We start from the raw sequence: 11,158 nt of genomic DNA on the forward strand, positions 1-11,158 counted from the left end.
CGTTGAGATGCGGGTCATTCGACGCCGCCGCCTTCGCTCATGAGCACCTGCCGCACGTACTTCGCGCGGGCCAGGTTCGTCTCGGTGTCCGTCAGCGTCCGCCCCTCCAAATGAGACAGGTGCGCCGACTGGGCAAAGATCAGGAGCTTGTTGAGTGTGTATACACTGAGCCCGGTGACCAGTTTCAGGCCGACCGCCAGGCGCACGCCGCTCAGGTAGTTCATGGCTTCGTCAAACGTGAGGCTGCGGGCATACCGCAACGTCCCGTAGGCGCGCCAGAGCTTGTCCTCGATAATATACCCCGCGTCGCGCACCAGAACACGACGCGCCTCCTCCTCCCGTTCGATCACATGTCGGACGACGCGCACGAGGAGATCCTGCAACTCCTCCTCGGATCGTCCCAGCGTCGTCTGGTTGGAGAGCTGGAAGAAATTCCCCACCACCTCGCTGCCTTCACCGTACAGGCCGCGGTAGGTAAGCCCCATCTGCTGCAGCCCCGCGAGCACCTTGCCGATCTCCTTGGTCAGCACGAGGCCCGGCAGATGAATTAGCACCGAGGCCCGAAGCCCCGTGCCCGTGTTCGTGGGACAGGCGGTGAGAAAGCCGAATTCCCGGTGAAAGGCATAGGGCACCTGCGCGCCCAGCTCACAGTCGAGCCGCTGCACCGCGGCAAACGCATCGGGCACGTTGAAGCCCGAGCGGAGTGCCTGCAGGCGCAGGTGATCTTCCTCGTTCACCAGCAGTCCTACCGACTCACCCAGAATCACCGCCGCTCCGCTGCGCACGGGATTCTGCGGGTCGAGGCCCGCCAGCTCTTTGCTCACGAGATGCCGCTCGTGCAGCAGCTGGCGTTCCACCACCGGCATGGACTCCAACGGCAACAGGATGCTGCCCTGCAGCGAGGGCACCTCGGTCAGCGCGTCGCGTACCTGGGCCAACATCCGCAGACGCTCACCGTCCCGGGCGCGCGCCGTAAAGGCATACCCAGACACGTTCCGCGCCAACCGCATGCGCGTGGAGATCACGATGTCACCGTAGGGGCCAGACGCGTCCAGCCAGCGCACGCCCCCGTCAGGCAGCAGCGAGAGGTCGAGGGGAGGCCGTGGCGCGCTCATTCCAACACCCGGATGCGATCCCGCAGCTCAGCCGCGAGCTCGAACTGTTCAGCGTCCACGGCGCGACGCAATCGGTCACGCAGATCATGCACCGAATCCGACTTTTCCAGCACATGGGCCACTGGGGGCTCGTATCGGTTGCCGACGTGACGCGAGCTACCGTGCAGACGGCGCAGCAGCTCCCGCAGGCTGCGCTCCATCGCGTCGTAGCAATGTGGGCAGCCCAGACGCCCGGACGCGCGGAAATCCCGCGCAGTCGCACCACAGAACCGGCAGGATGCGGCGTCCTCGCCCGCTGTCCCCCCGCCCTGCTGCTGCACCGCCTGCAGGATCTCGCCGAGCGGATGCTGCGGCACCGACAGAGTCGTCTCCACCCCCTTCGCCGCCGCGCACTTCTCGCACAAATGCAACTGCGTCACCGCGTTGTCCACGATGCGCGTGAGATGCACCACCGCGTCCCGTTCCTGACAGCTATCGCACAACATCAGCTCTCCGTCTCGGGGCCTTCCGCGTCGACTGACGGCGTCACCAGTCGTCCTCCTTCCAACAATAGTGCCCGGTCCGCCCGCGCGGCCAGCGACTGATTGTGCGTTACGACCACCAGACCGAGCGACTGATCCCGCGCCAGCTCAGCAAACAGGTCATGGAGCCGCTCGGCGTTGTGCCAGTCGAGGTTCCCGCTGGGCTCGTCCGCCAGCAACAGGGCTGGCCCCGTGGCCAGCGCGCGTGCCACCGCGGTCCGCTGCTGTTCACCGCCCGACAGGGCACTCGGACGGTGCTGCAAGCGTGATCCCAGCCCCACCCGGTCCAGCAGGTACGCTGCACGCTCGCGCGCCTGCTTCTCGTCGGTGCCCGCGATGAGTTGCGGCATCATCACGTTCTCGACGGCCGAAAACTCGCGCAGCAAGTGATGGAACTGAAACACGAAGCCGATCTTCCGGTTCCGCAGCGTGTCGAGCGCCGGTTCGCTCAGTCCATCCACGGCCTGACCGGCGAGGCGGATTTTTCCCGCCGACGGGCGCTCCAGCGCGCCGAGCACGTGCAGCAGAGTGCTCTTACCGGAGCCACTCGAACCGACAATTGCCACCATCTCACCACGCCGCACATCGAGACGGACCTCGTCGAGCACGCGGATGATGCCGCCGTCGCCACCGCGGAACTCCTTGACCAACCCCTCGGCTTCCACAACCAGTTCGCGATCCGCCGTCGTCTCACTCATGCCGGATGGCCTCGACCGGATAGAGCTTGGCAGCCTGCGACGCGGGATACAGCGTGGCCAGCGTGGACACCAGCATGCTCGAGACCAGCACCGCCGCCACATCCAGTGCTTCGATGCGCACCGGCAGGTGATCGATGAAATACACCGACGGGTCGAGCGTGATCAGTCGGTATTTCTCGAGCAGCACGGCGACGATCAGCCCGATGAGCAATCCACCACCAGTGCCAACGGCACCGATGACCATGCCCTGAAAGAGAAAGATCCGGCGCACACTCGCTGCCTTGAGCCCCATCGCACGCAGAATGCCGATCTCCCGTGTCTTGTCCACGACAACCATCGTGAGCGTGCTCACGATGTTGAACGCCGCCACCAGCACGATGAGCAGCAGGATCACACCCATCCCCAGCTTCTCGAGCTTGAGTGCCTGAAAGAACGAGCGATTGTTCTCCTGCCAATCCACCGCGCGCACCGGGGCGTTCAGCGACACCTCGAGCGAATCGGCCACCGCCGGCGAGATCCAGCGATCGGTGGTACGTGCTTCGATGCCGGTCACATCTTCGCCAAGTCCCGCAAACCGCTGCGCCGCAGCCAGTGGCAGAAAGAGATAGGCGTCGTCGTACTCGTACATGCCCGTCTCGAACACACCGCTCACCACCACACTGTCCGCGCGCGGAACAATGGCGCCGGTAGCTGCGTTCATGTCGAGGCCCGCGGCACCCAGCAACACGATGGTGTCACCGGGAAAAGCATTGAGCTTGGACGCGAGGAACTTGCCCAACGCCGCGCCAGGCAGAGACACGCCCTCGCGCTGCAATGTGAAGTCACCCAACACCACGTGCTTGCGAATACTGGTGACATCGACGCCGGGTTCGTCCGGGCCAACCATGCCCACGACGGCAGTGCCGGTCATGTAACCACTCAGGTTACGCACCAATCCCTGGGTGGACACAAACGGCGCCGCCGTCACCACGCCGGGAAATGCACGCACCTTCTCCAGCAGCGGCTGCCAGTTGGTCATGCGCATGTCGTCGCCATAGGGCAAGACACGCACATCCGGACTGCCGACCAGAATCTTCTCGCGCATGTCGGTCTGCATGCCCGTCATCACACCCATGATGACGATCAACGCACTCACGCCCACCAGCACGCCGCCAATGGCGATCACGCTGATGAGCGACAACAGACGCGACCCGCGACGACTGCGCAGGTAGCGCCAGGCGATTGAAAGCTCGAGGCGGGTCACCGAGCGTCTCCAGGTCGGGCGCCCGTCACTCCGGGCGCATCGTGGGGAACAGGATCACATCGCGGATGTTCTGCGTGTCCGTCAGGTACATGAACAACCGATCGATACCGATACCCACGCCACCCGTCGGCGGCATGCCGTACTCCATCGCACGCAGGTAGTCGTCGTCCACGCCACTGGCTTCATCATCACCGGCATCGCGCAGGCGCGCCTGCGCCTCGAACCGTTCGCGCTGGTCGATCGGATCGTTCAGCTCGGAGAACGCGTTCGCCAGTTCCTTGCCCTTCGCAAACAACTCGAAGCGCTCGGTGATGCCCTCCGGGCCACCGCGCTTGGGCTTGGCCAGCGGCGAGAGCTCCTTCGGATAGTCGAGCACGAACGTGGGCTGATCGATCTTGGACTCCACCAAGGCCTGGAACATCTCATCAAGCACCTTGGGCCGGCTCAGCGTGCCCACCTTCTGCACCCCAATGCGCTCGGCCAATGCGCGCAGCTCGGCGTCGCTCACCGCCATGACGTCCACACCGGCGGCCTTCGACAACGACGGCACCCACTCGATGCGCGGGAACGGCGTCACAAACGACGGCACCTTTTCGCCGACACCGGGAATGCTGCGGATCGCATCGGCCGCCGCGACGATCAGCGTTTCCACACGACCCATCATGGTCGTGTAGTCGGCGAATGCCTCGTAGAACTCGAGCATCGTGAACTCCGGATTGTGCGTCCGGTCGATGCCTTCGTTGCGGAAGTCGTGGCCAATCTCGTACACGCGCTCGAAGCCACCCACGATGAGGCGCTTGAGGTACAGCTCGTCGGCGATGCGCAGATACAGCGGCATGTCGAGTGCATTGTGATGCGTCACGAACGGCCGCGCCGCGGCGCCGCCGTACAGCGGCTGCAGCACCGGCGTCTCGACTTCGAGATAGCCGAGCCCATCGAGATGACTGCGTACCGTGCGGGTGAGCACCGAGCGTGCGCGGAACAGGGCGCGCACCTCAGGGTGCACGGCGAGGTCGGCGTAGCGTTGACGGGCGCGCTGCTCCGTGTCGGAGAACGCCGAGTAGCGCACGAGCTGGCCGTCCACCATCTGTTCCTTGCCCAGCGGCAGCGGCCGCAACGACTTGGAGAGCAGCTCGACCTGCGCCACCTTCACCGTCGCTTCGCCGGTGCGCGTGCGGATCATGGTGCCACGCGCGCCCACCCAGTCGCCGAGATCGTACTCGGCGAGCTGCGCGAACACCGCGTCGCCCATGTCGTCGCGGCGAAAGTAGAGCTGCACGCGCCCTTCCATGTCGACAATGTGCGCGAACGCGGTCTTGCCCTGCCCACGCCACGACACAAGGCGGCCAGCCACCGACACCTCCGGACCTTCTTCGGCATCACCCAGTGCGGCAATGGCCTCGACGGAGCTGTGTGACCGATCGTAGCTGTAGGCGAAGGGTTCGACACCCGCCACACGCAGGCGGTCGAGCTTCTCGCGCCGCGCCTTCATGACGAAGTTGAGCTCCTGCTTCTGCGCGCCCGCATCATCCCCGCTCAGCGCACCGCCATCGGACGGCAACTGTTCCTCGCTCACGACAGGCCTCCCTCGCTGCTGGCAATGCTCTCCTGCTTGAGGTATGCCTGAATCAAGGGATCGATATCGCCGTCCATCACCTTCTGCACATCGGCGATCTTGAGCTCGGTGCGGTGGTCGTTGACCATCGTATACGGTTGGAAGACGTAGCTGCGGATCTGGCTGCCGAACGTGACATCCTGCTTGTTCGCATCGAAGGCGGCCTTCACGGCAGCCTGCTTCTCGGCTTCCAGCTGGTAGAGGCGATTTTTCAGCTGCTTCATCGCCGTCGCCTTGTTCTTGAACTGCGAGCGCTCCTGCTGCGAGGCACACACGATGCCCGAGGGCAAGTGCGTGATGCGCACCGCGGACGACGTCTTGTTGACGTGCTGACCACCAGCGCCCGAAGCGCGGTACACATCGATGCGCAGATCTTCTTCGCGAATCTCGATGTTGATCTCTTCGTTCACCACGGGATACACGAACACCGAGGCAAAGCTGGTGTGCCGACGTGCCTGCGAGTCGAACGGAGAGATGCGCACAAGGCGATGCACCCCCGACTCCGGGCGCAGAAAGCCGTACGCATACTGTCCCTTGATTTCGAGCACGGCGCCCTTGATGCCCGCTTCTTCGCCTTCGCTGAGATCGAGCACTTCGAGCTCGAAGCCTTTGCGTTCGGCCCAGCGCGTATAGAGACGAAAGAGCATCGAAGCCCAGTCCTGCGCCTCGGTGCCGCCGGCGCCCGCCGAAATCTCGAGCTGCGCATCGCGGAAATCGTCATTGCCGCGCAACAGGGACTTGAGCTCGAACGCTTCGAGTTCGGTGAGGATGCGCTCCACTTCCGAATCGAGGTCGGCATTCATCGCCTTGTCCGGCTCGAGCGTGAGGAGCTCATCCAACTCGCGCGCGCTCTCGATGCGCGACTGCAGGTTGTCGGACGGCTCGACCCACCCCTTGAGAACCTTCACCTGCTGGACGATGTCCCGTGCGTGCTCCTGGTCATTCCAGAAAGCCGGATCGGACATCTCCTCTTCGTACGCATTCAGCGTCGAGCGCTTGGACTCGACGTCAAAGATACCTCCGCATGTCCGCGAGTCGTTCTTCCGACCGCGACAGCACCTTCAGGCGTTCACCGTCCTGCATCCATCCTCCACATACGACGAGAGCCGCCTTCCGCACCGGAAAGCGGCCCCACGGGTCTTACTGCGCCACCATCATCCGAGGGAGGAAAGTTATCGAGTCGCGGGACGCGGGAACAGTCATGCACCACCTGCGCATCCCCGCCTCAGGCCCGTCAGAAGATGCGGCGCCCGCCGGACAGGATGTCGTTCAGCGCGTCCTGGAAGTGCGGCGCGCTTTCCGCGGTCTCGCGTCCCACCTGTTCGACATACTCCTCGTAGCTCTTCTTGATTTCCTCGCGGAACAGCTGACGGAGATTGGCATCACGTAGCCCGTCCTCCCGCTTCTGCGGGTGGTAGGCCACCAGATCAGACACCAGCGCCCGGGCGAGGCGGCGCGCCCGCTGTGCGGGGTCGGTGCGGAGGAAGGGATTGATCGGCCGCTTCCCTTCCGCGGGGGTGCCCTGCACAGGAGCAGCTCCAACGGCCGGTGTTCCCCGTTGGCGCGCCGCGCCAACGGACGGGGTCCCGATGGGGAACACGCCTCTGCCGGGCGTACCAACCTGCGCCGGGCGACCAGCGCTGCTGGGTAAGGGGTGCCCGGCTGCCGGAGCCGGGACCACCGGTGGCGCTGACAGCTGCGCTGATGCGGGCACAGCCTGCCCCCCGATGGCCGGCGTCACGGCAGCGCTCCGCAAGGGCGTGACCCGAAGCGGTGTGGAGCGCAGTGGTGTCTGACGACCCGGCATGGCACCCGGCACTGCCGGCGCAGGCATGGCCGCAGCGGGCACCGAGGGCACCTGCAGCGGCGTGACCTGACGCGGTGTTGGCGCCGCCGGTGCGGTCGCAGCGATCGCAGCGATCGCAGGCCGTGGAGCGACGGACGCCGGCGACGCGGCGGCGATTGCTGACGTCGCGGCGGGCGTGACGGACACAGGCAGTGTACCGCCCGCGATCGCGATGATACCACCGCACACCGAGCAGCGTGCACGCACGCCCGTGGCCGGCACCTTCGCCGGATCCACGCGGAACACCGACTGGCATTCAGGGCACGAGACGGTCACGATGCGCCTCCTGCCGAACGCGCCGATTCGCGCACCATACGATCATGTTCTGCCGATCCGTCGACCGTGGTGGGCGCGCCTTCGTCGCGCCGACGATCCACTGCCCAGACCGATCCCGGAAGTGTCTTTGCGTAGCTCTTCATTTCCGTCGCCAGCTCGCTGACCTCGATTGCCCGCGTGAAGTGGCGTCGCTGATTGGTCACCACGCCCACTGACAAAGTCATCAGCGGAACGCGATGCAGCTGGCCACGGCGATCCTTCCCGAAGAAATATCCAACACGGCGGTCCTGCTCGGAATACTGCCACGGGATCAGTTCGTCGAAAACATGCACGATTTCATCGCACACGCGCGGAACGGCGGCCAAGGGGATCGTGCAGAGGAAGTCATCGCCGCCGATGTGGCCGACAAATCCCTCCCCTCCGCACAGCCCCTTTACCACGTCGTGCAGGATCCGCGCGAGCAAGCGGATCACCTCGTCGCCATGGTGATAACCATAGCGATCGTTGAATTCCTTGAAGTGGTCGAGATCGGCGTAGCAGGCCGCGAACTTCTCGCCGGATTCCACCCGGCGGGTCAGCTCGGCACTGATCTCCCGGGCCCCGGGCAGGCGGGTCGACGGGTGAACGTCCGTATCGCGGTCGCTGCGTCGCAGCATGGCCGACAGGCGGGCGATCGCCTCGACTTCCGGCACATCACTGCGCAACACCTCGTCCGCACCGGCTTTGAACGCGTCAGCAAACGCATCGGCCGGTACGATGAGCAGCACCGGGACAATACCGGTGTACGCATCCCGCTTGAGACGGGCACAGACGGCGATAGCCCGCGCGGTCCAATCATCGGCGACATCCGGCCCCTTAGACGCAGGTCGTGCATCGAGCACGATGAAGCGTGGCCGTTCCTTGAGCGCGGTCTGCACCACCACATCGGGATCCGACGTGCCGAGCCGCGGACCGCCAAACTGCGTCCACCATGCAGCGAGCCACGCCGGGTCGGCGTGCCCCGGGGACAGTTGCATCCCGCTCTGCTCGATGGTGGTAGTGATCATCCGGTGGTCGTGCCCAAGGGGACGGCGTCCAAGTCTCCGGTGCCGACGTGGCCCGGAGACATGACGCCTCAACCTATGGACGATCCACTTCGGGGGATCGGCACGATGTGCGGGGCGTCACATCGCTGGCCGGCGTGCGTGATCGTCGAGACTCAGGCCCTCGTCTCGCCCATCCTTTGCCTGGCCCTCAGCGCGGACCGCGGCCGACTTGCAGGCTCGCCCGCCATTGTCCCTGCCCGAGGAGCGGGTCGCCGATCGGCTCGTAGCGGGCTTCGACCTTCTGCACCTGCAGCCCGCCACTGCCTGCGCTGCCGTAGCGCCGCAGCCTAACACTGACATAGGCGTCGATGAGGGCTGTGAGGTGGTTCACCAGGAGTACACCGGCGTAGTTCACCGCACGCTGGTAGCTGCGGTTCGCGCCGTTGATGGTCTCCTTGTACTGATCCTGCTCCAGCCTCGCGTCACGCCAGCTCCAACGGAAATCGTCGCGTACGGCCGTCCGCTCGTAGAACGCAATCGCATTCTGGTACTCGCTGCTGTTGCGCGATGGCTCGACGTTGGGATCACGCCAATAGGTCTCGCGCGCGAACTTCCAGCGATTCCCATTGAACGTGGTCTCGTCAGTCTCCGGCGTGAGCGGGCCTCCGGGATTGCGATTGTACGCGCCGCTCTCCTGGAATTTCTCCATGCGCTCGTAGTACTCCCACGCGCCGACCGGAAAGTCGCCGCCGAACTGCCGTCTGGCGACATCCACTGCGATCTGGCGGTAGGTCTCACGTTCGCGATTGCCATCTCGACGCGCCGCGAGGTACTGCAGGATCAGATAGCCTTCGGCGACCGCATATGCTGCGCTCCGCTGCTGCCGGAGGACAAACTGCCCCGCGCCTGGAAGAGCGACCGAGGCCACCGGCGCCCACCAGGGAGCGGTTCGTGGTGGTGGCTGCAGCGCACTGACCGCGAGTGCACGCTCGGCGCTGGACAGCATCGCCTGTTCGTGGCGGACAACACGCGGGTTGTCACCCTGGACTGGTAACGAGGCACGTTGGGTCTGGTGGGTCCCCAAGGCCACCGGGCGAACAACCAGGCTCTCACCCTGCTCCTGCGCGAGCACGGGACGCCACAGCGGGCCGATCGCCAGGCCAACAGCCGCCAGACCCGCGATCCACATCCGTCCATGCAGACGGGAGCGCAGTCGCGACGACTGAGCGACTCGCGGGCCCCCACAGTCAGCATGTTGCACTCGCTTGAGCATGAGCGTGGACGTCAAAACCGCGCCCGAATCATCACGTATGTGGGTGGCTGCGAAAAGCCGCTGGAGAACTGTTCGAAACGCCGTGCCACATCAAGGCCAAATGCACCCTGGCGAAAACCGAAGCCAATGGACGGACCTCCGCCCAGTTCCAACTGTCCTCGATAGCCAGCATGCAAGAAAGCCATCTTCCGATATCCGAGAGACAGGCCCATACCGGTCGTGATCTTGGAATCCGAGGAGAAGACATCTGCAGAGGCTTCCAGTGCCGCATTGTTCCGCTTGAGCGCGGCAATCGGGATATCGACGCGAGCGCCGACCTGCAACGTGCGCGGGAGCGGATCGGCTTGCTCTGCATCGCGCACCTGCAGTCCGGGCCCGACATTCCGTAGCGATGCTCCAATCGAAACGGGCAGCCTAGTCGGCAGCACATAGTGCACTCCAAGATCCACGGCGCTCGACTTGCCGGAGAAGTTCTCGGCATTGTCGCCACAATTGCCGGAGCATGCGCGCCGGAAGACGATGTACTTGTACGTCACGCCGGCGCTGAGCCGACGCCCAACAGGCGACGCATACGATGCGGCCAACTGGTAGTTGTACACGCCCACCTGGCCACCCAGGGGAAATCCGTTCGCATCCGTCGCATCCGAACTGCCGTAGTCGACGATGAGACCCGAGACAGCCAATGTCCCGAGGACCTTTGATGGCATCGCCAACGCGACCATGTCGTTGTTGGACGCAAAGCTCGTGGAGTGATGCACCGCGATCTCACGCTTCGGCAAACGCGCGAGCAGCGCGGGATTCCACCACATCGCTTCGGTGCCCATTACGGTGTCTGCAGCGACAGCATCGCCCTGTGCAACCGCTCGCGCGCCAAGAGGCGTGAGCAGGAACAGGGCGCCGCTGGCCTGTGCGGACGCCTTTGCGGATACGAGCCACGGCAGCAGCAAGACGGCGCACCACATCGCCGCCAGACGCTGGAACCGCGTTGCACGTGTTGACAGGTGGTCGGATCTCACGCGGAAAGGGCGGGCTCGCCGTAACCGATGCCACTGATGGCGACACGATTACCGCGATCGGTCACCTCCGGATCGCGGAGGGTCAGGCGCACTGGATATCCTGAAAAGCGATCACCGCAATGGTGCGCTTCCGTTTGCTGAGGAATGATCTGGTGCCCGTTTGCTTCGCTCACGATACGCTTCTGGCTGTCTCGTTCGACTGCAGGACTGCCCGAATGTACTGCGTCGCACTCCATTCGGGAAACTCCTCGATGGTCAGTGTGCCCTCTCCGGTGATTCCAACGACACGATGCGGTACATCACTGCGGTACATCACTTCGCACTACTTCGCACTTCACTTTGCGGTGCGTCGCGTCAATACGCGGCTCCGCACACGGTGCCGCAACGACAGGGGTGCAATAACGAAGCCCCCGCCACGTGGACGGAGTCCAGTGTGACGGGGGCTTCAAAAGGTGCCGGCAACGGCCTACTCTCCCGCGAGCTCTCGCCCGGAGTACCATCGGCGCTATCAGGCTTGACGACCGTGTTCG

At 64.6% G+C, this 11,158-nt stretch carries 11 protein-coding genes and 1 rRNA gene; all 12 read right to left on the reverse strand.

The genetic code is table 11. From position 1 onward, the window contains the following. Positions 1–14 precede the first annotated feature (14 nt). Positions 15–1,115, reverse strand: coding sequence for a protein arginine kinase (locus VGE27_RS19175; protein ID WP_331051287.1), 1,101 nt, complete (start codon positions 1,113–1,115; stop codon positions 15–17). Then, positions 1,112–1,600, reverse strand: coding sequence for a UvrB/UvrC motif-containing protein (locus VGE27_RS19180; RefSeq protein WP_331051288.1), 489 nt, complete (start codon positions 1,598–1,600; stop codon positions 1,112–1,114). The genes VGE27_RS19175 and VGE27_RS19180 overlap by 4 nt, the downstream gene beginning before the upstream one ends. Continuing rightward, on the reverse strand, positions 1,600–2,334 hold the full coding sequence (locus tag VGE27_RS19185; RefSeq protein ID WP_331051289.1) for an ABC transporter ATP-binding protein: 735 nt from the start codon (positions 2,332–2,334) through the stop codon (positions 1,600–1,602). The genes VGE27_RS19180 and VGE27_RS19185 overlap by 1 nt, the downstream gene beginning before the upstream one ends. Then, on the reverse strand, positions 2,327–3,577 hold the full coding sequence (locus VGE27_RS19190; RefSeq protein WP_331051290.1) for an ABC transporter permease: 1,251 nt from the start codon (positions 3,575–3,577) through the stop codon (positions 2,327–2,329). Before VGE27_RS19190 ends, VGE27_RS19185 begins: the two co-directional genes overlap by 8 nt. Before the next feature lie 25 nt (positions 3,578–3,602). Beyond that, on the reverse strand, positions 3,603–5,069 hold the full coding sequence (lysS, locus tag VGE27_RS19195; protein ID WP_414653596.1) for a lysine--tRNA ligase: 1,467 nt from the start codon (positions 5,067–5,069) through the stop codon (positions 3,603–3,605). 80 nt (positions 5,070–5,149) lie between these two features. Beyond that, a protein-coding gene (prfB, locus tag VGE27_RS19200) for a peptide chain release factor 2 (RefSeq protein ID WP_331051292.1) occupies positions 5,150–6,275 on the reverse strand; the annotation gives its coding sequence in 2 pieces (ribosomal slippage) (positions 5,150–6,211 and positions 6,213–6,275; 1,125 coding nt in all). A 151-nt stretch (positions 6,276–6,426) separates the two neighbouring features. After that, on the reverse strand, positions 6,427–7,314 hold the full coding sequence (locus VGE27_RS19205) for a zinc-ribbon domain-containing protein (RefSeq protein WP_331051293.1): 888 nt from the start codon (positions 7,312–7,314) through the stop codon (positions 6,427–6,429). Further along, positions 7,311–8,231, reverse strand: a complete 921-nt coding sequence (locus VGE27_RS19210) for a diguanylate cyclase (protein WP_331051294.1) — start codon at positions 8,229–8,231, stop codon at positions 7,311–7,313. Before VGE27_RS19210 ends, VGE27_RS19205 begins: the two co-directional genes overlap by 4 nt. A 316-nt stretch (positions 8,232–8,547) precedes the next feature. Beyond that, positions 8,548–9,528, reverse strand: a complete 981-nt coding sequence (locus VGE27_RS19215) for a hypothetical protein (protein ID WP_331051295.1) — start codon at positions 9,526–9,528, stop codon at positions 8,548–8,550. A gap of 95 nt (positions 9,529–9,623) precedes the next feature. Beyond that, the gene (locus tag VGE27_RS19220) at positions 9,624–10,574 is read right to left on the reverse strand and encodes a PorV/PorQ family protein (RefSeq protein ID WP_331051296.1); all 951 of its coding nucleotides are present in this window, start codon (positions 10,572–10,574) and stop codon (positions 9,624–9,626) included. 50 nt (positions 10,575–10,624) lie between these two features. Continuing rightward, positions 10,625–10,801 (reverse strand): hypothetical protein, encoded by a 177-nt coding sequence (locus VGE27_RS19225; RefSeq protein ID WP_331051297.1) that lies wholly within the window; start codon positions 10,799–10,801, stop codon positions 10,625–10,627. Between the two features lie 280 nt (positions 10,802–11,081). Next, a 5S ribosomal RNA gene (rrf, locus tag VGE27_RS19595) occupies positions 11,082–11,158 on the reverse strand; the annotation flags it as partial.

This window comes from Gemmatimonas sp. (assembly GCF_036405635.1).
GTDB lineage: Bacteria > Gemmatimonadota > Gemmatimonadetes > Gemmatimonadales > Gemmatimonadaceae > Gemmatimonas.